This is a genomic window from Streptomyces sp. NBC_01591, from assembly GCF_035918155.1.
Taxonomy (GTDB): Bacteria; Actinomycetota; Actinomycetes; order Streptomycetales; family Streptomycetaceae; genus Streptomyces.
Window position 1 is genome coordinate 393,097 of the sequence record NZ_CP109327.1, and the last position, 24,844, is coordinate 417,940.

The following is a 24,844-nucleotide window of genomic DNA, read 5'->3' on the forward strand; positions in this document are numbered from 1 at the left end:
GGTGCCCGGTCTTGTGGCCGTAGGCCATCTTTTTCAGCCGGTGCCGCTCGGCAGCGGTCAGGGTTATCGGACGGGCTGGGGCAACGGGCACAGCAGATGGACCGATCGGCAGAAGTGGATCACGGCGGGCCGTAGTCTGCCGCATCCGGCGCCGGGACGATCCGGCAGGATGGCCGTCATGCCCACGACGCCGGAGTCCACCCAGCTGTCACTCGCCCAGCAGTTGACCCAGTACGCCCGCACCGCCTGGCCGCAACTGACGGACCTGCACATCCGCCACCGCGGTGCCTTCGCCTACGTAGAGGGCGAACTGGCAGACGGCGAGCGGGTCAAGCTGATGCGCCTGCGCTACGGCGGCACCGCCAGCCGATGGGGCTTCGCCCTCTACTACGCCAGCAGCGACCGCTACGAGGACTCCCTGCTACCCACCGGCGCCTTCGCCGGCAGCCCCGAAGACACCCTCGACTGCGCCTGCCAGCTCCACCTCGCCCGACCCGAACTCTGACCCCAGCGACACACACAGCAGCGGCTTCGGAGTCAACCCCCGAAGGATTGCCGGAGCCGACCACTAAGCTGGCGGTGGCGGAGGCCGACTCCGCGTCAGGCTGGCGAACGGTGATGGACGCTTTGTACTTCGCGTTGGCATACAAAAAAGAGGCCCGCTGCCCCGTCTTCCTCAACGGAATGATCCACGAGGCGTTCTCGGACAATGGCTACGACAGGTCGATGCAGTACACCTGGCACCACGCCATGGGCCACGCCCCGCTGGCCGACCTTCCGCCCGAGCTGTGGCTGATCGCGAAGGACCGGGCATACGACTTCGACTTCCATACGTCGTTCGACGGGCACGTTGTCAGCGGCGACTTCCTGTCCCTGATGCAGTCCACCGACACTGGCAGCTGGCAGGCCGCGAGGCTGCATGCGGTGTCCACCAAGGGCAAACGGATCTCGGTGAAGGACTACTTCTTTGTAAAGTTCCCCCGGGCCGAGCTGCTGAAGGTCGAGGACGTGGTCGACCTCGAGAGGTCGAAAATCGACTACCGCCGCGACGGGCAGATCAAGAAGGTCTGGGAGCTCCGATTCAGGAAATCACCGGAGCGCGACCTGTTCTTCCTCGACTGCATCTCGCTCCTGGGTGTTGCCTTCTGCTCGGAGAGATTCACCGAAGGTGCGAAGCGGTTCAGGCCGAGGGGGGTCGAGTTCGTGGAGCTGCCTGAGATCGGGGCTATCCACAGCGCGTGACCGGACGCTCCGCCTCCGTGCGACGATCCTCCACCTCGTCGCCCTCGACACCTGACAGCGGACACACCCACAACCAGCCCGGAGTCAACCCCCGAAGGACTTCGAGAGCCGACCACTTAGTGGCCACTCGGCGTACGAAGCTCTCCTTCTGCTTCTCGGCTTCCTGGTTCTTCATCCATTCGTCCTCCTTTCCCACAGTGCCCCGCGCGTTCTCGGGGCCTTTTGGCCTCTATCCGCGTCAGTTGCTCGGAAGTGGGTGATGTGTGGTGGAAGCCCATCTTTCCTGCCGGCGCGCGGGAGAGGCTCTCGACGGGCGGTCAGGTCTGGCTGCCCGTACGGCCGGTGTGGTCGCCCTGACAGGACGGTGCCCGTGTGTCCCCGCTGGTCCGTCGCACGTGCCACGGGGCCACTTGCACACTTCGGAATCCGACAGCTCGCCTACGAGCACGGCGCCCGCCTGGTACCGGAGGAGCTTCTGGTGCCTCCTCGACTGTGGCTGTCGGGTGCTCCACCCACACCTCCCCCCAGCGGATACCCTTGTCCCCGCGCTCACTCACAGAAACATCGGAACCCTCTTTCGTAGCTTGAGCCTATGGTGAGAACTGAACCCAACGCGGCCGACAGGCACTTGATCCAGCTCACAGCAGCATCCGGACTGGAACTGAGCCCCTACCAGCTGGAGCGGTGGCGAACGGCCGGGCTGATTCCCCGGCCTGGGCCGGACACCCTGGTGCGGATCGGGAGCGCCAAGGTCTACCCGCCGGAGACAGCCGCCCTCGTGACAGGGCTCCTGGTATGTGCTCCGCTGTGCAGAACGAACGAGGACCTGGCTCTTCTGGCGTTCTTCAATGAGGTCCCAGTGCCCTCCGATCCCGTACGCGCTGCCCTACTCAAGAACTACTTTCCCCAGTACAGCAAGATCCGGAAACGGGAGAACGAGGCGTTGCAGCGGATCCCGGCGGAACATCGTGAGCAGGACAGGCCCTGGTACGACTGGGCAGAATCCGCAGCTTCCCTGGACATGGAGAACAAGGCGGCCGTCCAGCAGATGAGAGACAACCTCCGACGCCGCCGCGACCTGGCGACAGCATCGCGCGCCGAGCTCGATGAACGAGTCCGCGGCGTACTGATCTGGCTGAATGCGCCGGCTTTGCCCACGCGTGACAGCGTGTTCATGGCGGACCTGCGCGCCGCCATGGCGTTCGCCGGACCGCCCGAACTGTCCCGTGCAGCGTGGCTGCTCGCAGCGCACTGCCACAGCGAGCAGCTCGCAGAGCGCAGCGAAACCTCCGGCCTGGAGCGGCTTGAGACCTTTCTGGCTGTGACCGACGACGATCTGAGGGCCCTGCGGGAGCAGGTGAGAGAGTCCCTGGACGCCATGTGGTACATGGCGTCGGAAGGTTGCAGCCGCCGATTCGAGCTGGACTCACCCAGGATGGCCCGGCTGGCAGGCCGCATGCTCGTGGAATGGACCACCGCGCGCCAGGCCCACCCTCCCGGCTCGCGCCCCGCCCAGTTGTTGGTGGACGGCCTGCGCAGCCTGTGGTTCCTGTGCTCGACCGACTCCGTTGGAGAAGGCCGCTCTGCCTTCCAGCGCCGGACCCGGTCCCGGCGCATGTACTGCTCGCGGCCGCGACCAGTATGAACGGTCCGGCCGCTTCAGGACGACGCCGCTCCCAACCACCGCTCAAGACCCGCGAGGAGCACTGCGCAGATGTCCTCGGCGATGAGCACGAACGATGAAGACCGAAGAGGTGGTACGAGGGTGCCCGACCCGATGGACGACACCTACCGGCAACTGATGAACCAGCAGCTCACCGTCCAGGAGTCCCGCCACCGCCTGGCCCGCGCGATCTGTCACGGCGGCCGCGGGCCGATCCGCCAGGCGCACCGGGACGGACAGGAGGACCAGCTCGCCGCCCTCGGGCTCGTCCTCAACGCCGTCGTGCTCTGGAACAACCGCTACCTGGACGCCGCCATCGCCCAGCTGCGTACCCAGGGCCACGACATCAAGGACGAGGACGTGGCCCGCCTCTCGCCACCGAGGGAGGACCGGGGGATCCAAAGAGAGGCGGAGGTGGCTTTGAGTGAGGAAATCCGGGGCGCGGCCGAGGAGTTCGAGCGTTCGGCGAACTGGCTGCGAAGCGAATTGAGGGCCATCGCGGCCGCCGTCGCACGCGGCGTGGAACCGGAGGTCGAGGAGCGGATCCAGGAACGGCGCACCACGCGCGGGGCCATGGGCAGCCAGTTCACGATGCGTATGACTCTGCCCGGCACTCCCTATGCGAGTGCGGCCGCCTCTGACGCGATGGTCGCGGCAGGCTGGTGCATCGAGAGTAGCGAGGGCGTCTGGGGGCCCCACCTGAATGCACGGCGCGACGGATTCGAGGCGGGCCTCTTCAGCCGGCCGTTCGGCGGCATGGGCGTGTGGGGCAAGGCTCCCACCGTATGGTTCCACGCCCGCTGGATACGTCCGCCGCGCGCGGCAACGCCACAGACGATGATGCCCGGCTACCGGTTGTGCCGCATGTGTGACGGCTGGGGCACATGCACCGAATGCGAGGGCCTGGGCTTCATTAACGGCCAGCGGTGTATCGAGTGTGGTCTCGGAATGGACTGCTTGCAGTGCGGGGGCACCGGCCAGCAGCGCCTCGACAGCTGACCGGTCAGGTGAGCGCCGTGGCACGTCGGAAGCCGACCGGCCACCGACCGGCCACCGATCGGCCGGTGCTGGCCGCACCACTCAGCCCGTAGCGCGTCACACGTGGCCCGCTCCGCAATCGACTCAAAAGCTGCGTAGTCCTGCAGCGTCGCTGGGTGGTGCAAGGATCTCGGGCGTGGGCGATGTACGCCCGACGCCTGGTCAGGGAACATGAACGACTGGCAGAGAGCTCCGAGGCAACGCTCAACCTCGCGGCGATCAGGCTGATGCTACGGTGCCTCACCCGCCAGCCCGTTTACCCCAGTGCCGCCCATCCCCGGACCGGCGAAACACTGCAAGCGGCCTGAACAGCCCCGGTCGTTGCCCTGGCCGTCACCGCCCTGTGGGCCGGGTCGCAAACGACAGGCGAGCGAGCCGGGCACCAGCGATCTGTTGGGCCCGCTCCAGAACGTCCAGGAGGGTCCGCTGGGCTGCCCCATCGACCAGTGCGTCGCCGATCCGCAGCGTGTGGTGGCCGTGCTGACCCTGGACAGCCCCGCCGTACGCGCACCGGCCACTGCCCTCACCCTCGTGGCTTTGTACGTGACAGGGAGCAGCGCTTCGACAGCAGTTCGGGAGGCATCACCACTGGCGACGCGCCGCGGATGTTCACGACGACGCCCGGTAGACGGCCCTGTTCTCGTACAGCTACGGCCAGGTGGCGAGCAATGCTGGGTGATGTTCCGGCTGTCGTTTCCTCTCGTCCGCGATCGCCGGTGTCGCGGGTGATTGCGATTTCCGGTCACGCGACCAGGCGCAGCCAGGCCGCCGCGAGTGCGGCGTGACCGGCCGGCGTCGGGTGTACGCCGTCCGCGGCCCAGTACTCCGGCCCGGTCGTCGCGGCGAGCTCGGCGAACATGCCATCGGCGGCGAGCACATGCGCGCCGTACTTGCGGGCGAGCTTGCGCACAATCTGGATCTTCGGGTCCAGGTCGGTGCGCCATTCCTTTCGCTCTTCCTCTCCGATGAGCACGACACCGGCACCGGCCTCGACGACGCCGTGGATCGGCAGGAGGAACGGCTCGATGAGGATCAGCTTCGTGCCCGCCTCGGCGAGGGGCGTGAGCAGGCGGTCATAACCCGCTTCGAACTCCTCCACGGGGATCACGTACCCCTTCGGGTCCAGCGTGTGCCAGCCCATGTCGTTGACCCCGACGAGGATCGACACCACGTCCGGTCGCGCGTCGAGTACGTCTGTCTGCCAACGGGCTTCGAGGTCCATCACCTTGTTGCCGCCAATCCCGGTGTTCAGCCAGGTCACGGGCCGGTCCGGGTGCCGCAGTCCCCACTCGCCCGCGACGCGCAGCGGGTAGCCGAACCCGAGACCGTCTTCGCTCTCCAGCCGTTGGCAGTCGGTGATCGAATCGCCGGTGAACATCACGGTGCTTCCCGGTCGGACAGTGATCGTCATGTGCGCTCCTTGAACTCGGGTGAGGAGAGGAATGCGGAGAGCCACAGCCGGATGGGCACCCGGCAGGACCTCATGAAAGGTGCCAGGCCCCACCGACATCGGACCGACAGCCCCCGACATGCCACCGACACCACAGCTCCGCCGCCCGATCGCCCCTGGTCGCAGCGCCGATCAGCCACGCAGAGCTACACGCCACATGGCCGTAGCTATACGAGAACAGGGCCTGGACGGCGACCGCCGGCTGATCGTCCGCGGCTCCCGGTGGCTCAGGGACAAATGCGCTGGCTACGGCGACAGCTGGTCGGTGGTGGCTGCGCCGTCGCCGACTTCCCGCCTCTCTCCGGGCTGCTGCCCGGACTGGTGGACATCGGCCTCGCCGCTCTGCGAGTGCCTCCCACCTCCGTGAACTACTGCTGCTGCGAGTCGGTTCTGGCACACATTCCGTGAAGAGCTGACTGACCGTGATGTCAGCGGTGTGTGGTGGGATGGCCGGACTCTGTCGTTGACGTGCTGGGAGACCGTGCTCGTGTCCGTGTACCCGTCTTTGACACATGTCCTGACCGAGGCTCTGGTCGATGTCTTGTGGTTCGTCGAAGGCAGTGAAGACGAACAAGTGGATCCGGACGACGCCGTCAAGGTTCTGGAGGGCGTTGCCCATCTGGTCAGCAAGCTGTCGAGTGACCAGCGGGGCGAGTTGATCGACCTGCTTGGAACGATGGCCGAGGCAGAGGCCGATCCGGCTCGGCGGGAGTTTCTGGAGGGGTTTCCGGAGAACTTCGGGCTGCTTGAGGATGCAGCCTGACCTGTGCGCTCTACGAGTAGAGCAGGACGCGCTTGCGGAGGAGGCCAAAGCCGGCCCTGCCGAACATTTGGCGCTTCAGCATCTTGATCCGATTGATGTGGCCCTTGACCACGCCTGAGCTCCGGGGCAGGGGCAGACCGGCGATCACAGCATCGCGGTCGCGGTCGATGCCCGCGGCGAGGGTGTGAAGGCTGGGCAGGTCGTCTTGGCGGACGGCGTCGAGCCACTCGGGGAGCCGTTCGCCCTGGCGCTCGGTGAGCATCTGGGCGAAGGACCGGACCTGGCCAGTAAGGTCGTCAAGCTCGGGGCAGTTGGCCAGGACGGCCTTGAGTCGGAGTTGTTCGATCTCCGTGAGCGATTCTGGGCGGCTGAGAATCCATCTGGCCACCAAGCGGGGTGGCGGGGGCTGTGCTGTGATCGGCCGGGGTGACGTGCGCTTCTTCCTGATGTAGGCGCTGACAATGCCGTAGCTGCCCTTGTAACCGAGCGGGACGATCTCCTCCCAGAGCTTCCAGGCGTTGGTGCAGCCCTCGTTCCAGCGGTCGTCGAGGTAGGGCTTGTACTCGTCCAGAACGGAGGCTCGGTCGAACTGATATCGACCACTGAAGAGGTCTTCCGGCCTGACGGCGTCGGCAAGGCTCTTGACGGTGCGGTGCGTCATGTGGAGTTGGCGGCCGACGGAACGGCGGCTGTGGCCGGCGTTCAGCATCGCGTTCACGGTAGCGTGCCTGGCCGGATGCGGTTGGCGAACCGGTCGCTCTTCCAGGGCGAGGCCGGGGCCTTCTCGGGCGGTGTGGGCTCGTCGGCTCTCTCCTCGACCGGTTCGGGGATCAGGACGCGCAAGCACTGACGGTGGCGAGCAACGGCCCGCTCGGCGGCCTCGCTGAGGTTGTGCCACAGATGCCACCGGTCAGCGACCTGGACCGCTTGCGGCGCCCCAGTCCTGGCACCTTCCGCGAAGAACGGAGCGCGATCCCGGCAGACGACCTCGATGCCAGGCGCAGGTAGGAGCTGTGGACGCGGCTCGACCGGCGCCCGAAACCCGGACACTCGGCCACCGCCGTCGCACTACAAGCCTCGATACGTACGGTCTCGTCGCTCGCGTCCACCGACAGCATCGTCACGTCTGCGACCGACGGGAACAACAGCTCCTTCAGCGGACGCAATATTTCTTTCACGGGACCGAACTATGGCCACACGAGCGCCGTCACTGATCATTTTCAGGCATCTTCCCCGAGACGCTGCAGGTGTCAGTCGTCACTCAACGTGTGCGTTTCGCTGAGTAGGCCCGGAGCGCGGTGCCGGGATTGCTCCCGGTCCGTTTCTCCGGACCTCTCGCCGAACCCGCAGTGCGCCTCTCAGCGCAACGGGCTCTCCACGGTCTCTGCCGTCAGACGGGGTTCGCAGGGTGCCATGGGTTGGGGATCCTGCTGGCCCGGTATCGGTAACGGCTGACCGTGACCGATGCGATCTGGAACAGTTCGGCCCCGTCCGCCGCGATCGGTAGCCACCGCCCGGTGGGGGTGGTGAACCGGCGGCGGACTTCGCCCCAACTCCAGTGGTGACGTTCCCGCAGCATGCGGATCAGACGCCACCACACGAAGGCGTCAAGCTTCGTGAAGACATGCTTGGCGACAGCGTGCTTGAAGTAGTTGGCCCAACCGCGCATGATCTGAGTGAGTCTGATCAGCACGGTGGCGAGATCCTGCTGCGATGTCCTGCCTGTCACAGCACGGACCTTCGCCTTCAAGGACCGGATGGGCCGGTCCGCGATGAAGGTGTAGACGTGCCATCTGTCCGTGCCTCCTTTGCGTTTCCACTGGATGCGGAAGCCCAGGAAGTCGAACCCATCACTCATGTGCGCGATCCGGGTCTTCGCCTGCGACAGGCGCAATCCCAGAGGTTCGAGCACGTCAGCGACTTCTTCGCGCAGTGCCGCAGTGTCGGCCTCGGTGCCGTGCACCAGGACGACGAAGTCGTCCGCGTAGCGGACGACCCGCCACGTCGGCCGACCCTTGCGGCGCCGGTGGGCGCGTTTACCTTCGGTGGCCATCGTCCCGCCCGGCTCCCACGTCTCGTGCAGGTGCTCATCGAGCGCCGACAGAGCAATGTTCGCCAGCAGCGGGGAGAGGATGCCGCCTTGCGGGGTGCCGGTCAACGTCTCCTTGTTCTCACCGAGTTCAGTAAGAATCCCGGCCTTGAGGAAGGCTTTGACCAGCGACAGGACACGCTTGTCCTTCACCCGATGACGCACTCGGTCCATCAGGGCCGTGTGGTTGATCGAGTCGAAGCACGCCTCGATGTCCGCATCCAGCACCCAGCGATATCCCCGGGTGCCGAAATAGTGGATCTCGGCGATGGCGTCCTGGGCCCGCCGTCGGGGCCGGAACCCGTAGGAGACCGGCTTGAAGTCGGCCTCGAAGATCGGTTCCAGCACCAGTTTCAGCGCTGCCTGAGCGACCCGGTCCGCGATCGTCGGAATCCCGAGTTTACGGACCTTTCCCGAGCCTCCCGGCTTGGGAATGCTGCGTTCCCGCACCGGCAGAGGACAGAACGCACCGCCCTTGACGGCGACCCGCAGGTCGTTCAGGAATCCGGGGACACCGATGGATTCCTCGACGTCGGTGGCGGTCAGGCCGTCGACGCCGGGAGTCCGGGCTCCCCGGTTGCCCGCGACCCGGTCGAACGCCACCAACAGCGTCGCCGGATCGTGCACGAAGTTGAACAGGTCATCGAACCGGCGGCCGGGATCGGCCACCGCCCAACGGTGAAGCTTGGCCTGCATCTCCAGTACCCGGGCCCGAGGGCCCGGGGCTCCGCCATTCGGCGGGGCATCTTCCGGCATTGCAGCGTCCTTCCCTTCTCGATACCGCTGCCGCCCTTCCCCATGCGGCCGGCTTTGTCGGGTAGCTCCGGCGCGTTGCCGCGCCGGAGCCCCCTAAGAACCGGACGTGCCAGTCATCCCGGCATCCGGCTCAAGCAAGCCCTGAAGGCTCGCGGGTTTGCAGGGTTGCTGGACCTGGCGCGATACCGGCAGAACGCCGACGTCGGCAGGCTGTGTGCACGAAACGAAGGACCACGTTCGACGTGCCCTGGTCCGGAGCGAGGACGAGGTATTGCTTCGTCATTGCCCTTCGGACCACCGCCATCCACTGTTCCCATTCAGCCGGGCTCTGCGGTTGGTGGTCGGCGTGCAGGAGGAAGCCCCGACACAGCGGGCAGCGGCCGTCTTGCGACGTCAGCAGCCGCATTCCGAACGCGTCCAGTGGCAGGGGTTTCTCTTTGCGCCGCCGTTTGGCCCAGTATTCGGCCAGGGCTGGATCGTCCGGAGACGATGTGCCCGGGACCATCTGGTGTCGAACAATCTTTGTCCAGGAGAATTTCCGCAGGTGAGCACCGGTCTCCCGGTTGCCGAATACCCAGCGGTTCTTGCTGGACTTGTTGAACTGACCGAAGTACCGGTTGACGATCCAGTTCCTCGATTTGTTCTGGTGGCCGTGCTTGGCCCACTTGTAGGTGAGCTTCCACATGTAGTCGTCCAGCGCGGTGAACGCCGCACTGGAGACCACCGTCCGGTAGTAGGCCGACCAGCCGCGCACGATCGGATCCATCTTGTGCAGCACCGCACTGACATTGGACCCTCGCAGGGCCAACATCTCGGTGCGTAGCCGTTCCCGGATTCGTTTCAGAGCCGCCGGACTCGGTTTGATCAGCAGCTTTCCGTCATAGCGGCGGACGTTGAATCCCAGAAAGTCGAAACCGGAGTCAGCGTGGACGATTCTTGTCTTGTCCTCGTTGAACGCCAGTCCTCTGGGCAGCAGCCATTCGGCGAGCTTCGCCTTGACCTGTTGGGCTTCGTCATGGCTGTGACACAGCGCAACAAGATCGTCGGCGTACCTGATCAGGGCCGGGGAACCTTCAACCGACTCGGCGGCATTCGTGCCGAGCTTGCGGTATCGGACTCCGGCGGCTTGTTCCATTCCGTGCAGAGCGATGTTCAGCAACAGAGGGCTGACGACTCCCCCTTGTGGGGTGCCTTCCTCTGTCGGGGCGAACCGGCCGCCGTCGACCACTCCGGCCTTCAGCCAGTGCTTGACCAGTTCCCTGGCGGGGAACGTGCCGAGTTGGGCGAGCAGGTGCCCGTGGTCGATGCGGTCGAACGCCGCTCTCAAGTCCGCGTCCAGCACCCACATCCGCTGGGGATTCTTGCCTTTCAGCGTCAAGTAGATGGCGGATATCGCGTCATGGCAGCCGCGGCCGGGCCGGAAGCCGTACGACTTCGGCTCGAACCGCGCCTCCCACTCGGGTTCCAGCGCGTTGACCACCCGCGCTTGCAGTGTCCGGTCAGCGATGACCGGAATCCCCAGTGGGCGCTTCTTTCCGTCTGCTTTGGGAATATGCACGCGCTTGACCGGCAAAGGCGTCCAGGTTTTCGCACGGTATTGCGCCCAGTCGGCCAGTTTGGTCTTCGACTGGGGCAGCAACGCCGTTCGCCCGTCCACTCCGGCGGTCTTGCGCCCAGCGTTGATCTCCGTCACGCGCCGCACGCTCAGCAGCGTGTTGGCACGGGAACGAAGCATCAGTTTCTGCAAGTTGCGAACTCGTTTGAGGTCGCCTTCCCGCGATGCCGTGAAGATTCTCTGTCGCAGACGCCGTACTTCATCCTCGACGGCACGCCAGTCAATATCGTGCCAGTCGGGGATGTTGTCCTCCGGTCCGTTCGCCATCACGTCTACGTCGGCTTTCACCTGCGTCTTCGTCATGGCGTCCAACTTGCCCTTCGGTTCCGGTGTCGTTCTCTTCGTCTCTCCACAGGCTCACCTGGCCTCCGTCAGCACCCTTTCGGGTCCGGGCACCAGCCCGTATCCGGCCGGTTATGCGAGACGGCCGGCGGAGAGCCGGTCATGGTGTCTCGATTTCCCGCTGCCTTTCGGCCGCCGGCATTGGCTTCTGAGGCCATCCTGCGCCCGCTGGAGAATCGGGCCTTCCTTGCGGTCGGCTTGCCGTAGACGTCGTGGCGTCTGTGGACTCCAACGGGGTTGTCACGTTCCGCACGAGTGAGGTGCGGCCGGGTCGGGTGCCCCCTATACCCCGAGGACGGCGGTGTTCTCCCGACCGGACTAGCGTCTTCCGGTCGGCGCCTGCCGCTTCTCAACGGCCAGTCCTTGACCCCACTGCAACGACCCATCTGCGGGGCTTCCGATGACGAGGCATCACCAGGGGTTCACACTGTTCACCCTGTCGGCCTTCCCCGTGACCTGTAACTCCCGGATGGAACGGGAGCCCTTGGGCCTGGAGACCTGAGCTTCGCACCCCGCCGTTACCAGCGACGCACGTCAGGCCGGGGACAGATCCTCGAACACTGATCCGTAACTACACCTTCGGCATCAGCCGACCTCCTTCGATGAAGCTCACTCAACTCGTGCGACTTTCGTGTCGCACCCCGGCCTCGGAGTACTACGGCGGCTCCGCCCCGTCCCGGACCGATCGGCGGTCGATGCGCCCAGCCCCGGCAGCCTGCTGGAGACAGGTAGCGGGGCGAGGTTCGGGACGGTTCCCGTGTTCACTGTGGTTCGCTCGACGGAGTAGGAGCCCGACTGTGTCCCTGCGGCATCGCCACGAGTACGCCGCAGGCTTTCCTCGTGGCCTCCCGGCCAGCTTTCGTAAACCGACCCAGGAGTTGTCAGACCACCCGAAAGGATGACCCGAGTACGCACCGCTTCCGGCCCAGATCCACCAGGTTGGAGCCGGAGGCTCGTTAAGAGACGTAAAACGCCGGTTCCTCGCGTACTCCTCTCCATCACACTTGCCGGACCCGCCCCATCTGGCAGTACTGGACACGTCCCGGCTTCGTCAGGGCCGCTCTCACCCTCCCCGGCATCACCCGGATCAGGCTGCCCTCAGCTTCAACCCAGCTGCTGCGACAGCGGGTTGGTGCAGGCCTTCCACCTCCACTCGAACCAACAGCGCCTCACGGCGCAAACGGAGGTTGAGCCAGAACCCCAGAGATGAACGAAGCCACGTGTGGAACAGGAGAAGGCATGCCCGGCCAAGCCCTGCCCGTGCGGGCGGGGTGATCAGCGCCATTGTTACAGCCTCACCTGGGCGTGGCGGCAGCGTGCATGCGGCGTCTGGCGGATGTCATCCCGCCGACCGGCATGAGCGTGCCGAACCCTGGCGCTGCGGCACCCCGGGGCAGAGCCCGCCTCGTAGCGTCCGGGGGCGTTGTCAGAAGTGGCGGTTACGATCCCGGTCATGCGTCTTGAGGATCAGCTGGACAGGCTGGCGGAACTGGGGCTGCCGCTCGCGGCTGACCGGACCGTGGACGAGTTGCTGTACTCGTGGCCGCGGGAGGCATACGAGTGCAAGCCATTCGACCTGGTGCTGTTCGCGCTGGGCTGCGCGGTCGAGGACGAGCCGTGGGAGCGGTGGTTCTGCGACCGGGCGTGGCACTTCGACACCGAGTGCGTCCGCGGCCGGGGTTCGTACGTGGCGATCGCCCGGCAGCTGTGCCGGATCGCCGGCCTGCCGGATGCCCTGTCCGGCCTGCGGGACCACGTCGACCTCGGCGCAGAGGAGGCGTGGATCGAGTACACGGCCGACGGCCGACGGGTCAACTGGCCCATCGAAGTCAGGGACGACTGGGCCGACCTGATGGTCGTCGGCTATCTCATCGACGAGCTGGAACACGGGGACTGGCGCTTCCGTGTCCGGCACAACGGCCAGGCCATGACGCTCTTCTTCCTCAACGACGATGCGGCCGCACGGCTCAACGCGCTGGCCGGCGGACAGGCGGTCGCCCTCTTCCCGGGGTAGTGGCCCCCGCTCGCCCGGTACCTCCGCTCGCCACATGGGCCGGTACAGGGACGCTGCGGTCCACATTCCAGCGGCTCCGCGACGTGCTTGGCGCAGACGTTCAGCAAGTCTTCAGCACGTGGTCCCGCCAGTAGACGTCGAACCACCGGCCAGGTACGCCAGAGGCTGCGGACGGGCCGTTCCCCGGCTTGAGCCCCGCAGGAGAACAGTCTCGCGGGCATCAGGTCGCGTCATGCCATCGGAGGACCGGGCATGACGCGATCTCAGATGCCGTGCCGCCGCCAGCAACCCAGACACCGGCGGCAGCGGGGCCGGAGCGGATCGACCCGGCCGCGGCACGCAGCACCGGCTGACACTGTGGTCAGCCGGCGCCGGGGAGGCCCCAGTCTTCAGGGAGGTTGAACAGGCGCTGCGCCCGTCGTTCGTTCTCCTGTCGGAGCGCGGTGGTCCAAGGCCAGCGGTCTTCGGGCTGGAGGTAGGGGCAGACCGTGCGGTGCGCGATCCGCGCATCGGTGGTCACGGAAATGTTGGCGAGTTCTGGTAACGCCTCTTCGGCGTGGCGGGCGAGGCTCGTGGTCAACATGGGTCGTGGGGTGAAATGGGGGCGCTTGGCGTCGCAGGACAGGCAGCAGGAATGGAGTGCGTGGTGGGGACGATCCTCAAGGGCATGAGCCGCGTTCGGTGGCATGAGTTGACGCACGCGTACGGATCAGCGGTAGAGGTTCCGGGTCGGCTGTCACGGGTAGCGTGGGGTGACGCTCGGACCAGTGCTTCAGCGTTGAGTGATCTCGGTCTGTGGCTCGGTGAGCTGGCTGTCTTCGACGCGACCGTCGAGGCGGTTCCGTTTCTGTGGGATCTCGCGGTGACCGAATCCGTCACCAGTCGGGCCGGCGTGATCGAGTTGCTGCAGTCGATCCTCGAACACGCCAATCCTCCACAGATCGAGGTGCAGCACGCAGCTCACCGAGCCGTGCTCGACGGCAGGAGCATGGCGGACGTGCTGGCCCATAACGAGGATGCCGCCGTGCAGGCAGCGGCTCACGACCTGGTGACCGCGATCGACAGCCACGTTTGCGAGTCCTGCGGCAGCCGGACTGACACGAAACCAGATCCCGGCCAGGAGTGAACATGACCCCCCGAGCGGAGCAGGGATACTGACCACCCAGACACCGTAACGTGGCCCAGGTGATCACGGGTAAATCTGCACACGGTGGTATCTCCTGTCACCAGGACAGGAGATACCACCCCAGGCATTTTCAGGGAAGGAATTTGCAGAACGGGCCGTCAGGCGCAAAGTTGCGAGAACACAACGTCACGTCCCTGCCCTTGAGATAAGCCAGCAACCACTCACTGAACGTCATCTCGTAAAGAGTCCAGGCCGGACTGTCGAACTCCTGGACCACGACGCGCCAGGGCGACGATGGGTCGTCGGGAACGCGAAGGAAAACCGCCTCACCCGTCGTTGCCGACGCCACCGGCATCAATTCCCCGGAGTTCGCCCCCCACTGGACTCGGCAGGAACTCCGCCATGTCCTCCTCGCGCCAGAGCTCGAGATCCCTCCTGATGTTCTCTCCCAGACTGTGCAGAAGATGGCCGGCGGGGTGCTTCAGATACAACTCCCTGTTGATCTCGATCGAACCGTAGGCGTCCACGAACTCACGGAAGTCCGCAGGAAATTCGATACCGAGTTCCCGCTCCAGTTCGATCCACGGAGCCGGATCCGACCAGTGGAACCGGGGTTCGCCCAACAGGGCTGTGATCTCTGGAAGCGTTGCCACCACTAGGTTCCTTCCAGACCGTCGAGCCGATGCCCGTCTTGGAGTTGATCGCAGTACAGGGGAAAGTATCCTTGACCCCCTGAGGCCCGTACATGGTCATCCGGACCTGAACGGTGGTAGCAACGGCCGAATGAGGGTCTCCGTATACGGGCACGACCCGACCGGCCCCGCCGCGAATCACCGGCCGGTCAATGAGACAGGCTCCAGGACCCGCAGGCGACCGGACCGAGTACGGGGCGACAAGGCACACGACTCCCGCCATAACCGGTCCTGCCTGCGAAGACGCAGACATCTTCGAGGCCTTGCTGGGGGCCTGATCACCGAAGCCTCGAAGAGGGGTGAGGTGGACCTGTCCCTGGTCAGCATCGACTCCACCACCGCGCGCACTCACTACGACGCTACCGGGATACCCCTGGGCGAGACGTCATCACTGCCCCGGAGAAGGCTGTCCCCAAGGAGGAGAAGAACGGATAGAACTGCGGCTGAAGGCCGCTCTCCTCGGACACTCCAGGGGCGGGCAGACCAGCAAGCTCCGCCTCGCCGCCCACCGCAGGTGCCGCCCGCCGACGTTCGTCCCTGACCGCAGGCCAGGCAGGACGAACGCCAGCCAGCAGTTCACCCCCGTGCTGGGCACGATACGAATCCGCAGCCCCGTCTGCCGCCCCCGCACCCGGCCGGGCGCCGTCGCCGGCCGCCAACCGGAAGAGAAAGGGCAGCAGGGGCGGCCGGCCCGTCAGTCACGATGCCGAGCTGTACAGGCAGCACAACACCGTCGAGCGCCTGATCAACAAGCTGAAGGCCGGGCAAGGGTATCGCCACCCGCTACGACAAGACCCGGACAGCTGCCTTGCCGGCCTCCGCCTTTGTGCCGCGATGACCTGGATCAAAGACCTCATCCGGACCACCATCCGATCACGACCCGATACGCGGCCCAGGACTTGATGTCGGCCACGAGCACGACGATGAAGGCATCCCGCTCGGCGGGGGTCGACGGCCGTTTTCGATGTCTGTTGCAAGGCCCTGGTCGGCGAGGCGGGTGGCGGAGGCACGGACGGCCTCGGTGGTGTCGACTTCGACGCCGAGGTGGTCCATGCGCGCCTCCTCGTCCGGCGGGCCCTGGACGAGGACGAGTTTGAGCGGGGGGGTCGGCGATGGCGAAGTTTGGCGTAGCCGTCGCGCAGTTTGGCCGGCTCGGTGCCGAGGAAGCTTGCTGTAGAAGGCGATCGAGGCGGGAAGGTCGGGGACGCGCAGTGCGAGCTGCACTCGGGACATGACGTTCCTCCTGACGCAGAGGGAAGCGCCCCAGCCGTCAGCGGGCTGGGGCGCGGTGGTTCAGGCTCCGCAGCAGTCGCCGGCCGGTGGTTCCTCGGTGGCCGTGACCGGCAGAGAGGTGCCGCCGCCGATCTGTACGAGCGCGGGTGCCGGTGCGGCGCAGCAGCCTCCGTCGTCGGCCTGGTCGGCTGCCGGGTCATCGAAGAGTCCGGCGCCGCCGCAGACTCCGGTTTCGGGGAGGGTGAGTTCGACGCGGTCTGCGGATTCGGTGTCACCGGCGATGGCGGCGGTGACGGAACGGACCTGCTCGTAGCCGGTCATGGCGAGGAAGGTCGGGGCGCGGCCGTAGGACTTCATGCCGACCAGGTAGATGCCAGGTTCGGGGTGGGAGAGCTCGCGGTGGCCGTGGGGGTAGACGGTGCCGCAGGAGTGCTGGTTGGGGTCGATCAGCGGGGCGAGCTCGACGGGGGCCTGGAGTCGTTCGTCGAGGCCGAGGCGGATCTCGGAGAGGAAGGACAGGTCGGGGCGGAAGCCGGTCAGGACGATCACCTCGTCCACCGGGTCCAGACGGCGGCCGTCCTCGCCGACCAGGACGAGACGGCCGTCGTCGTCCTGGTCGATGGCTTCGGTGCGGAAGCCGGTGATCGCACCGGCGTGGCCGTTATCGACGGCGGCCTTCGCGGCGAGGCCGAGGGCGCCGCGGGCGGGAAGCTGGTCGGCGGTGCCGCCGCCGAAGGTCGCGCCGCTGATGCCGCGGCGCAGAATCCATACCGCGTGGGTGGCTGTCACGTCCTTCGCGAGGTCGGCGAGGGTCGCCAGGGCGGTGAAAGCGGAGGCGCCGGAGCCGATCACAGCGGTGCGCTTGCCCGCGTAGCGGGCGCGGACGGCCGGGTCCTTGAGGTCGGGGACGCGGTGGGTGATGCGGTCGGCCGCTTTCTTCTCACCGAGGGCTGGCAGGCCGTCGGCCCCGGCCGGGCTGGGCGTGGTCCAGGTGCCGGAGGCGTCGATGACCGCGCGGGCGAAGACGCGCTCCTCACCGCCGTCGGCAGTGGTGAAGTGGACGACGAAGGGCTGGGCTTCGCGGTCGGCGTCGACGATACGGTCACGGCCCGCGCGCGAGACTCCGGTGACGGTGGCGGTGTAGCGGACGCGGTCGCCCAGGGCGTCGGCCAGCGGCTGGAGGTACTGCTCGGCCCAGTCCCCGCCGGACGGGTAGGTGGCCGCGTCGGGCTTGGTCCAGCCGGTCGGTGCCAGGAGCTTCTCGGCGGCCGGGTCGGTGACCTCGCCCCAGGCGGAGAAGAGCCGCACATGCGACCAGTCGCGTACCGCGGAGGCGGCGGCCGGTCCCGCTTCCAGGACCAGCGGGGTGATGCCGCGCTCGGCCAGGTGGGCGGCGGCGGCCAGCCCGGCGGGACCGGCGCCGATAACAACAACCGGCAGGTCTGCAGTGATGGTCATGGCGGTCGATCTCCCTGAGTAGGTGCTACGAATCAGCGGACGGAAGAGAAGGCGGACAGCTGGGTGCGCCGCTGGTGGGCCGTGCCCCGGCAAGCGCTGTCACAGCAGACCTGTGCACAGCCATCGCAGAAGCAGATGCCAGCCACGTGGCGGGCCGTGCGTCGGGCCCCGGCGGTGGTGAGAGCGGTGCGGATGAGTGCGGTCACGACACCCCCTTGCTTCGACGCCTGTCGATGTCCTTCGGCATCCGGAGCTTGCCACCGGTATCGACAAGTGTCAACATAGACATATGTCGAAGTCAGAGTTTGCGGAGGCGCCGGTCCTGGACGCGGGGGCCGTGGTGCCGTGCTGCCCGCCGATCACCGCTGGGGAGCTGTCGCAGGATGACGCGGAGAAGATGGCCGTGATGTTCAAGGCCCTGTCCGACCCGGTGCGGCTGCGCCTGTTCTCCAAGGTCGCCTCGCATCCGGGCGGTGAGGCGTGCGTGTGCGATATCTCCGACGTCGGCGTCTCCCAGCCGACCGTTTCCCACCATCTGAAGAAGCTGCGCGAGGCCGGGCTCCTGACCTCGGAGCGGCGCGGGACCTGGGTCTATTACCAAGTCGCCCCTTCCGTCGTGGCGGCCATGTCCGCCATGCTCGACCTGCGCTCCTGACCAACAGCCAACGGCCATCAGTCAACGGCCCGCGCCGACGGGTCGGCCCGTGCAGTCGGACGGGCAGCAGCGCGCCGGATACGCCTGGAGTGCGGAGACGCGCTTCGCCATAGTGGCGCCGTCGGCCCGGTAGAAGACCTGCTTGGCTTCTTTACGGGAGATCACCAGGCCACCGCGGCCCCGGCCCCGCGCCGCGGCTTCACCCGCATTCTGGTGCTGTAGGGGCCGAGGAACCGGACGGATCCTGGCCGCGCTACTACGACAGCCTCACCCGGGGCGCTTGGTCCGTGCGGGCCGATGACGGGCGGGAGTTCACCGCGCGGGCGGTCATCGCCGCGACCGGTGACTACGGCACACCCCTTGTTCCGGACGTTCCGGGCGGGCGGGCGAACTTCGGCGGCCGGGTGCTGCACGCCGCCGACTACCGCAGCCCCGGCACGTTCGCCGGGCAGCGGTTCGTCGTGGTCGGCGGGGGCAATTCCGCGACCCAGATCGCCGCCGAACCCGGCCCGCTCGCCGACACCACCCTGGCCACCCAACGCCCGATCGGATGGACACCCCAGCGCCCGCTGGGCCGGGACCTGCCCTGGTGGCTCAAGCACACCCGCCTCGACGTCGCACCGATCCGGCGGCTGCTGGCGAAGATCCCCGTCTCGGTGCCCGATGACGGTCGCTACCGCACCGCCCTGGACCAGCATGGCGTCGACCGGCGCGACATGTTCAGCCGCTTCACGAGCGAGGGTGTCGTGTGGGCCGACGGAACGAAGGAAGATGTCGGCGCGGTCCAGCTCGCCACCGGATACTGTCTCACCTTCCCCTCTGCACGGCAGTGGTGCTCTCGGCACCAACGGCGAGCCGCTGCATCAGAGCGGCCTCTCCACTCCGGTGCCGGGTCTCGGCTTCGTCGGCATGGAGTTCCAGCGCAACTTCTCCTCCAAAACCCTGCGCGGCGTCGGCCGGGATGCCGAGCACGTCCTGAAGCGATTGCGTACCGCAGTGGCCGGGTGAGTCGAGATCAGGAGTGGCGGGAGGCGGTCGCGAGTGCCTGTTGCAGCTGGGCAACGCTGGGTGCACCGTCCAGGCCTTCGGGCGTGCGGTAGAGACGGCAAGCCATCCCCTGCGCCTGTCCGGCTTCTGCGAACGGGTCTTCACCGTCGATGAGGATGGTCGGGGAGCCGGTGAAGCCGATGCGTTCGGCCTCGGCCTGGTCGGTCACCACCCGTGTGACGACATCGGCCTCGTCCAGCCCGGCCGCCTCCAGCGCCTGCCGCAACCGGCCAACAGCCAGCTGTTCGTTCGGGCATTCCTTAACGACCACGACCTCGACCCGCATGCCTCCAGCATGCCGCAGGCACTCAGGCCGGCAGCTCGGCGATCTGCCGGACGGCCTCGCGTGCGGGGCGCCCCACGCCGATGAGGGTGGCGGAGGCCGGCCCCGTCCAGTCGCCGTGGCCGAGCAGGTGCAGCCGTGGTTCGCTGACCGCGCGGGTGCCGTCTGTGGCGATGTGGCCGCGAGTCCCGCGCAGGCTCAGCGGGGCGAGGTGGGAGAGGGCGGGGCGGAAGCCGGTGGTGTGGAGCCGGCGGCCGGTGGAGACCTCCCGGCCGGGGACGGCGGGCAGGAAGGGGCGCCACCAGGTACCGGTCGCCGAGATGACCGCCCGCGCCGACCAGTCGCCGAAGTCCGTCTCCACCCGCAGGCGGGTACCGTCCCGGCGCACCGCTTGGACGCGGACCGGGCGGTGGACGGGCAGACCGTAGCGCTGCTCGTAGTCGGTCAGGTACTTCACCACGTGCCCGGTGTCGGGGTATTCCTGGCCCGGTTGGGCGGGCATGATGCGGCCGGGCAGGGAGGAGAACGCGGCCGGGGAGAACAGATGCAGGGAGTCCCAGGTGTGCCGCCCAGGCCCCGCCGGGCGTGCTCTGGGCATCGAGGATCACGAAGTCCAGATTCTTGCCGCGCAGGTGGTACCCGGCGGCGAGTCCTGCCTGCCCGCCGCCGATCACCACAACGTCCACCACCCCGGTCACCGGGTCAGAGCCGCCATGGCCGGCGCCCCGACTGCGGCACACTCCGGGCACAGCACCGTCCGCGCTTCGACCACCAGGCGTTCCGATCAGGCTGCCCCGACGCATGTTCCGGGGCGCGATGCGGGCATGCGCCGCGCAGACTCCGGCTCCGCAGCCCTGGCAGAGCCGACGGTGGGACTGTTCGCTCCTCCCGTGGTGCGGCAGCCGAGGCAGCGCATCAGTCGTCCCTCCCGGCGGTCGTCAGTGCTGCGGGCGCGAACTTCTTGCGCCAGGCGAGCGCGACGTACACGAGTCCGATCAGGACGGGTACCTCGATGAGCGGGCCGACGACTCCGGACAGAGCCTGGCCGGAGGTGACGCCGAAGGTCGCGATGGCGACGGCGATGGCGAGCTCGAAGTTGTTGCCCGCTGCGGTGAACGCCAGTGTCGCGGTGCGGTCGTAGGCCAGTCCGAGGGCCTTGCCGAGCAGGAAGGTGCCGAAGAACATGACCGCGAAGTAGACCAGCAGCGGCGAGGCGATCCGTACGACGTCCAGGGGCTGCGAGGTAATCGTCTTCCCCTGCAGGGCGAACAGGATGACGATCGTGAAGAGCAGCCCGTACAAAGCCCACGGGCCGATCTTCGGCAGGAACTTCGCCTCGTAGCCCTCGCGGCCCATCTTCTGCTCACCGATGCGGCGTGTGAGGAAGCCGGCCAGCAACGGGATACCGAGGAACACAATCACATTGAGGGCGATGTGCCACACCGAGACGTCCAGGCCCTGGCCGTCGCCGAGGTTCAGCCACCGGGGCAGCAGGTCGAGGTAGAACCAGCCCAGCAGGCCGAACGCGATGACCTGGAACACGCTGTTGAGGGCGACGAGTACGGCGGCTGCTTCGCGGTCGCCGCAGGCGAGGTCGTTCCAGATGATGACCATGGCGATGCAGCGCGCGAGGCCGACGATGATCAGACCGGTGCGGTACTCGGGCAGGTCCGGCAGGAAGATCCACGCCAGCGCGAACATGACAGCCGGGCCGACGATCCAGTTGATGACCAGCGAGGACACCATCAGCGTGCGGTCACCGGTCACACGGTCGAGCCGGTCGTAGCGGACCTTGGCCAGGACCGGGTACATCATCACAAGCAGGCCGAGCGCGATCGGCAGGGAGATACCGCCGATCTCGATCTTCGCCAACGCGCCATTCATCCCCGGGATCAGCCGCCCCAGTCCCAGGCCGACGGCCATGGCGAGCAAGATCCACACCGCGAGATACCGGTCAAGGGTGGAGAGCTTCTTGACGATCGAGTCGTCCCCGCCCGTGGCCTGGTCGGCGCTGGGGGCCGTCGTGGTGCACTCGGTGGTCACGGGCAGGCCCTCTTGTTCCCGGCGGCGGTACGGGCGGACTCGGCGAGCGCCGCGAACTGCTCGGAGAGGCCGGCCAGGACTTCGGGGCGCAGCTTGTAATAAGTGAAGCGGCCGCACGGTTCCGTCTCCACCACTCCGGCCTCGCGCAGGACCTTCAGGTGGTTGGAGAGGTTGGTCTGCTTCGCTCCGGTCTCCTCGACCAGGTGCGTCGTGCAGAGCGTCTCGCGCGCCAGCAGGGTCACGATCTGGAGGCGGAGCGGATCGCCCAGCACCCGGATCAGATCAGGATCGACTGAAGTCAGCATGCACTGATACTTTCACATCATTACCCGCTGATACCAGCGAGGGCTGAAGTCATCGGCAGCTGATACTGCCACGCGACGAGAGAGAACGATCAACATGGCCGAGTCCTCCGGCAAGCCGTCCGTCCTGTTCGTCTGCATCCACAACGCCGGCCGCTCCCAGATGGCCACCGCCTGGCTGACCCACCTGGCCGGAGACCGCGTCGAGGTCCGCTCCGCAGGCTCCAACCCTGGCGACGCCGTGAACCCGGCGGCCGTCGAGGCAATGGCCGAGGTCGGTATCGACATCTCCGCCGAGACCCCGAAGATCCTCACGATCGATGCCGTACGCGAATCCGATGTGTGCATCACGATGGGCTGCGGCGACACCTGCCCCGTCTTCCCAGGCAAGCGCTACCTCGACTGGAAGCTCGACGACCCGGCCGGACAGGGCGTCGAAGCCGTCCGCCCGATCCGCGACGAGATCAAGACCCTGGTCGAGGGCCTGATCGCAGAGATCGCCCCGGAGACCACGGTGTGAGCGACATACGCGACGTCGTCATCATCGGCTCCGGCCCGCCGGACACACCGCTGCCCTTTGCGCCGCCCACGCCCGGCTCGAGCCCGTCCTGTTCGGCAGCAGCTTCTTCGTCGGCGGCTCCCTGATGTCTTTGTCCATGAGAACGGGTTCTGGCTCACATTCCGGGCTCTGTCGCCATTTTGGGGGTAGCAACTGGTGGGCGTTTCCCCTTGATCGTGGACACCCTGATCATTGGATCGTGAAGATCCATAGGACAGGAGTTCCCGTTGGGGACGTCGAAGTACTCGCCTGAGTTCCGGGCCGATGCCGTCGCGCTGTACCACGCCAGTCCGGGTGGGACGTATGCGTCGGTGGCCAAGGACGTGGGCGTCAGCCACGAGACGCTGCGCACGTGGGTGCGGGACGCCGGGCAGGCCGCCCGGCCCGGGGCGGTGGAGGCCACCGCGATGGAGAAGGAGAACCGGCAGCTGCGGGCACGGGTGAAGGAACTCGAGCTTGAGCGGGAGATCCTGCGGAGGGCCGCGAAGTATTTTGCGGCGGAGACCAGCTGGTGAGCAGCCGCTTCCAGTTCGTCGGCGATCACCGTGGCGCCTTCGGCGTCAAGCGGCTGTGCCGGATGCTGCATGTCTCGCGTTCCGGCTTCTGCCGGTGGCTGGCCGGCGCGGACGCGCGGGCTGCCCGGGCCCAGGCAGATGCAGAGCTCGCCGAACGTATCGCTGAGATCCACCGGGAATCGGACGGCGCCTACGGGGTCCCGCGCGTCACCGCCGAGCTGAAGGACGCCGGGAGGCGGGTCAATCACAAGCGCGTCGAGCGCGTCATGCGCACGTTCCGCATCGTCGGGCTGCACCTGCGCAAGAAGGTCCGCACCACCATTCCCGAGCCATCGGCGACGCCGGTGCCAGACCTGCTGCGGCGCGACTTCACCGCCCAGGCGCCGAGCACCAAGTACGTGGGCGACATAACCTGTCTCCCGATCGGAGGCGGCCGATTCCTCTATCTGGCAACGGTGTTGGACCTGCACTCGAAGCGGCTGGCGGGCTGGTCGATCGCCGACCACATGCGCACGGAGCTGGTCACCGACGCACTCAGGGCCGCCGCAGCGGCCCGCGGCGCCGACGGCCTGCATGGGGCGATTTTCCACAGCGACAACGGAGCCCAGTACGCGTCGAGGGAGTTCGCCCAGGTCTGCTCGGAACTCGGCGTGACCAGATCACGCGGCGCGGCGGGCACGAGCGCGGACAACGCCACCGCGGAGAGTCTGAACGCGACCATGAAACGCGGGACGCTCCAGGGACGGAAACGGTGGGACGGGGCCCGCGAGGCCCGCCTCGCGGTCTTCCGATGGGCAACCCGCTACAACACCCGCCGACGGCACTCCCGCCTCGGCCAGATCAGCCCGATCGCCTACGAACAACGATCAACTACGCTGGCCACCGCCGCATGACAACCGGTGTCCACGATCAAGGGGAAAGCCCCATCCGTCCGCAGTCGGGACATGCGGACGACGCGGCTTGCGACCGCACAGCCAGTCGAACCTCCGTATCCGTGAGTGCCACTTCCTCGACCTGAACCCCGACACCTGGCAACAGAACGTCCGCGACGCGAACCCCACCCATCACACAAGATCGATGCCCAACTACCCCCAAAATAGCGACAGAGCCAAATTCCGTGATGGGTTCACTCTCCGTATTCGAGCTCAGCAGAGCCGAGATCGATCCCGGTTAGCGTAGAGCGTTCATGAAGACAGCGCGATTGAGGGCTGTGTGGTCGTGTTCACGCCGGGACCAGTCGATCCTTGCGAGGATCTGCTCGCTGTCAGCCACGCGTGGCTCTGGGGTGTTGAGGTGCTGGTGCCACCAGAGGGCGTTGCGGTTCTGGCGGTCCAGGATGGCGTCAACGAGGTTGAAGCGCTCGGAGGTCTCCAACCCGTAGGAGTTGGCGAGAATTCGTACCTGGTCTGCCTGTGCGCGGGGAGGTGGGGCTTGCGACCTGGAGGAGATGCACCAGGTCCAGGCCATGTATCCAAGATCTTCCAGGGGGTCGCCGGGGGCGGCGGTGTCGAAGTCGATGAAGGCCATCGGGCGACCCTGCTGGAAGACGACGTTGTTCGGGCCGGGATCGTGATGGCAGACGATCGGAGAGGTTTCGGTAAGGCGACTGCTGCGCGTGGCCTCGTGCAACGAGCGCAGAAGGGCGCCGGCAGCCGCAACCTGATCGTCTTTCCAGAGCTGGAATCTGGCTGGCACTCGGCCGGGCACATAGGTGAACGTGTCGCGGTCTTTGCTGTCGAGTCCGAGATACCTTGGCGCGCCTGTGAACCCGCATTGTTGCAGGTGATTCAGCAATTCGGCGACGAAGGATGATCTAGCTGTGACGGGTCGGCGCACAGTGTCGTCAACGCGTACCACCCCCGGAGTGATCCGGCCTCCGGACAGTGGCACTTCGCCCTCTCTTGTGTTCATGGCACCAGCTTCTCGCCCCTCGACCGCTCCAGATGGCATCTGCCTGAG

The 24,844-nt window shown here is 66.9% G+C and carries 25 protein-coding genes and 5 pseudogenes; 14 read left to right on the plus strand and 16 right to left on the minus strand.

The window, feature by feature from the left end; all coding sequences use genetic code 11:
- The first annotated feature begins 178 nt into the window (after positions 1-178).
- The 4 genes and pseudogenes from OG978_RS02050 to OG978_RS02065 all read left to right on the plus strand — a co-directional run.
- A complete protein-coding gene (locus OG978_RS02050; protein WP_326763522.1) occupies positions 179-505 on the plus strand; it encodes a hypothetical protein in 327 nt (108 codons plus the stop codon).
- Positions 506-552: 47 nt separating this feature from the next.
- Positions 553-1,242 (plus strand): Imm43 family immunity protein, encoded by a 690-nt coding sequence (locus OG978_RS02055; protein ID WP_326763523.1) that lies wholly within the window; start codon positions 553-555, stop codon positions 1,240-1,242.
- An 859-nt stretch (positions 1,243-2,101) separates the two neighbouring features.
- The gene (locus OG978_RS02060; protein WP_326763524.1) at positions 2,102-2,887 is read left to right on the plus strand and encodes a hypothetical protein; all 786 of its coding nucleotides are present in this window, start codon (positions 2,102-2,104) and stop codon (positions 2,885-2,887) included.
- 126 nt (positions 2,888-3,013) lie between these two features.
- Positions 3,014-3,283 (plus strand): annotated as a pseudogene (locus tag OG978_RS02065) (Tn3 family transposase); the annotation flags it as partial.
- A gap of 1,402 nt (positions 3,284-4,685) precedes the next feature.
- Here the strand turns inward: OG978_RS02065 and OG978_RS02070 are convergent.
- Positions 4,686-5,354: an SGNH/GDSL hydrolase family protein gene (locus tag OG978_RS02070; RefSeq protein WP_326763525.1), complete on the minus strand. Its 669-nt coding sequence runs from the start codon at positions 5,352-5,354 to the stop codon at positions 4,686-4,688.
- A gap of 276 nt (positions 5,355-5,630) precedes the next feature.
- Here OG978_RS02070 and OG978_RS02075 point away from each other — a divergent pair, with 276 nt between their 5' ends.
- Complete coding sequence (locus OG978_RS02075; RefSeq protein WP_326763526.1) at positions 5,631-5,801, plus strand: hypothetical protein; 171 nt, start codon at positions 5,631-5,633, stop codon at positions 5,799-5,801.
- A gap of 79 nt (positions 5,802-5,880) precedes the next feature.
- Entirely contained in the window at positions 5,881-6,156 is a 276-nt protein-coding gene (locus OG978_RS02080; RefSeq protein WP_326763527.1) for a hypothetical protein, read from the plus strand.
- A gap of 10 nt (positions 6,157-6,166) precedes the next feature.
- Here the strand turns inward: OG978_RS02080 and OG978_RS02085 are convergent, their stop codons facing one another.
- From OG978_RS02085 to ltrA (OG978_RS02105), 5 genes and pseudogenes are all read right to left on the minus strand, one after another.
- A complete protein-coding gene (locus OG978_RS02085; RefSeq protein WP_326763528.1) occupies positions 6,167-6,865 on the minus strand; it encodes a transposase in 699 nt (232 codons plus the stop codon).
- Between the two features lie 5 nt (positions 6,866-6,870).
- Entirely contained in the window at positions 6,871-6,999 is a 129-nt protein-coding gene (locus tag OG978_RS02090) for a hypothetical protein (protein WP_326770312.1), read from the minus strand.
- A gap of 63 nt (positions 7,000-7,062) precedes the next feature.
- Positions 7,063-7,206, minus strand: a pseudogene (locus OG978_RS48170) (hypothetical protein); the annotation flags it as partial.
- Positions 7,207-7,546: 340 nt separating this feature from the next.
- Positions 7,547-9,001, minus strand: a complete 1,455-nt coding sequence (gene ltrA / locus OG978_RS02100) for a group II intron reverse transcriptase/maturase (protein ID WP_326763267.1) — start codon at positions 8,999-9,001, stop codon at positions 7,547-7,549.
- Between the two features lie 130 nt (positions 9,002-9,131).
- Entirely contained in the window at positions 9,132-10,919 is a 1,788-nt protein-coding gene (ltrA, locus tag OG978_RS02105; RefSeq protein WP_326763529.1) for a group II intron reverse transcriptase/maturase, read from the minus strand.
- Between the two features lie 1,492 nt (positions 10,920-12,411).
- Between ltrA (OG978_RS02105) and OG978_RS02110 the strand changes: the two genes are divergently transcribed.
- Positions 12,412-12,972, plus strand: a complete 561-nt coding sequence (locus tag OG978_RS02110; protein WP_326763530.1) for a hypothetical protein — start codon at positions 12,412-12,414, stop codon at positions 12,970-12,972.
- A 361-nt stretch (positions 12,973-13,333) separates the two neighbouring features.
- On the opposite strand, the gene OG978_RS02115 is transcribed toward OG978_RS02110, so the two are convergent.
- A complete protein-coding gene (locus OG978_RS02115) occupies positions 13,334-13,555 on the minus strand; it encodes a DUF6083 domain-containing protein (RefSeq protein ID WP_326763531.1) in 222 nt (73 codons plus the stop codon).
- 63 nt (positions 13,556-13,618) lie between these two features.
- Between OG978_RS02115 and OG978_RS02120 the strand changes: the two genes are divergently transcribed.
- Positions 13,619-14,098 carry a hypothetical protein gene (locus OG978_RS02120; RefSeq protein ID WP_326763532.1) on the plus strand — a complete coding sequence of 160 codons (480 nt, stop codon included), beginning with the start codon at positions 13,619-13,621 and terminating at the stop codon, positions 14,096-14,098.
- A gap of 326 nt (positions 14,099-14,424) precedes the next feature.
- Here the strand turns inward: OG978_RS02120 and OG978_RS02125 are convergent, their stop codons facing one another.
- Complete coding sequence (locus OG978_RS02125) at positions 14,425-14,754, minus strand: hypothetical protein (protein ID WP_326763533.1); 330 nt, start codon at positions 14,752-14,754, stop codon at positions 14,425-14,427.
- 278 nt (positions 14,755-15,032) lie between these two features.
- Between OG978_RS02125 and OG978_RS48175 the strand changes: the two are divergent.
- A pseudogene (locus tag OG978_RS48175) lies at positions 15,033-15,693 on the plus strand (hypothetical protein); the annotation flags it as partial.
- Here OG978_RS48175 and OG978_RS02140 read toward each other — a convergent pair.
- Together OG978_RS02140 and OG978_RS02145 are read right to left on the minus strand one after the other, a co-directional pair.
- Complete coding sequence (locus OG978_RS02140) at positions 15,664-16,023, minus strand: VOC family protein (protein ID WP_326763534.1); 360 nt, start codon at positions 16,021-16,023, stop codon at positions 15,664-15,666. The pseudogene OG978_RS48175 and the gene OG978_RS02140 sit on opposite strands and share 30 nt — an antisense overlap.
- A gap of 60 nt (positions 16,024-16,083) precedes the next feature.
- Complete coding sequence (locus OG978_RS02145; RefSeq protein ID WP_326763535.1) at positions 16,084-17,481, minus strand: NAD(P)-binding domain-containing protein; 1,398 nt, start codon at positions 17,479-17,481, stop codon at positions 16,084-16,086.
- Positions 17,482-17,770: 289 nt separating this feature from the next.
- Between OG978_RS02145 and OG978_RS02150 the strand changes: the two genes are divergently transcribed.
- Positions 17,771-18,136 (plus strand): ArsR/SmtB family transcription factor, encoded by a 366-nt coding sequence (locus tag OG978_RS02150; RefSeq protein ID WP_326763536.1) that lies wholly within the window; start codon positions 17,771-17,773, stop codon positions 18,134-18,136.
- A gap of 21 nt (positions 18,137-18,157) precedes the next feature.
- Here the strand turns inward: OG978_RS02150 and OG978_RS02155 are convergent, their stop codons facing one another.
- Positions 18,158-18,301 (minus strand): hypothetical protein, encoded by a 144-nt coding sequence (locus OG978_RS02155; protein ID WP_326763537.1) that lies wholly within the window; start codon positions 18,299-18,301, stop codon positions 18,158-18,160.
- 122 nt (positions 18,302-18,423) lie between these two features.
- Between OG978_RS02155 and OG978_RS02160 the strand changes: the two are divergent.
- Positions 18,424-18,669, plus strand: a pseudogene (locus OG978_RS02160) (NAD(P)-binding domain-containing protein); the annotation flags it as partial.
- A gap of 238 nt (positions 18,670-18,907) precedes the next feature.
- Positions 18,908-19,144: a hypothetical protein gene (locus tag OG978_RS02165; RefSeq protein WP_326770313.1), complete on the plus strand. Its 237-nt coding sequence runs from the start codon at positions 18,908-18,910 to the stop codon at positions 19,142-19,144.
- A gap of 7 nt (positions 19,145-19,151) precedes the next feature.
- Here OG978_RS02165 and OG978_RS02170 read toward each other — a convergent pair whose 3' ends face one another.
- The 4 genes and pseudogenes from OG978_RS02170 to OG978_RS02185 form a co-directional block, all read right to left on the minus strand.
- Positions 19,152-19,469: a DsbA family protein gene (locus tag OG978_RS02170; protein WP_326763538.1), complete on the minus strand. Its 318-nt coding sequence runs from the start codon at positions 19,467-19,469 to the stop codon at positions 19,152-19,154.
- 22 nt (positions 19,470-19,491) lie between these two features.
- Positions 19,492-20,164: pseudogene (locus tag OG978_RS02175) on the minus strand (FAD-dependent oxidoreductase).
- Positions 20,165-20,381: 217 nt separating this feature from the next.
- A complete protein-coding gene (gene arsB, locus OG978_RS02180; RefSeq protein WP_326763539.1) occupies positions 20,382-21,509 on the minus strand; it encodes an ACR3 family arsenite efflux transporter in 1,128 nt (375 codons plus the stop codon).
- Complete coding sequence (locus OG978_RS02185) at positions 21,506-21,814, minus strand: ArsR/SmtB family transcription factor (RefSeq protein ID WP_326763540.1); 309 nt, start codon at positions 21,812-21,814, stop codon at positions 21,506-21,508. The genes arsB and OG978_RS02185 overlap by 4 nt, the downstream gene beginning before the upstream one ends.
- A 94-nt stretch (positions 21,815-21,908) precedes the next feature.
- On the opposite strand from OG978_RS02185, the gene OG978_RS02190 reads away from it, so the two are divergent.
- Together OG978_RS02190 and OG978_RS02195 are read left to right on the plus strand one after the other, a co-directional pair.
- Entirely contained in the window at positions 21,909-22,331 is a 423-nt protein-coding gene (locus OG978_RS02190; protein ID WP_326763541.1) for an arsenate reductase ArsC, read from the plus strand.
- Positions 22,332-22,597: 266 nt separating this feature from the next.
- Positions 22,598-23,778 (plus strand): IS3 family transposase gene (locus OG978_RS02195; RefSeq protein WP_326763542.1). Its coding sequence is split into 2 segments (ribosomal slippage): positions 22,598-22,865 and positions 22,865-23,778, totalling 1,182 coding nucleotides; the frame shifts between segments, so codons are not numbered across the junction.
- A 277-nt stretch (positions 23,779-24,055) separates the two neighbouring features.
- Here the strand turns inward: OG978_RS02195 and OG978_RS02200 are convergent.
- Complete coding sequence (locus OG978_RS02200) at positions 24,056-24,796, minus strand: aminoglycoside phosphotransferase family protein (protein ID WP_326763543.1); 741 nt, start codon at positions 24,794-24,796, stop codon at positions 24,056-24,058.
- Between the last annotated feature and the right edge of the window lie 48 nt (positions 24,797-24,844).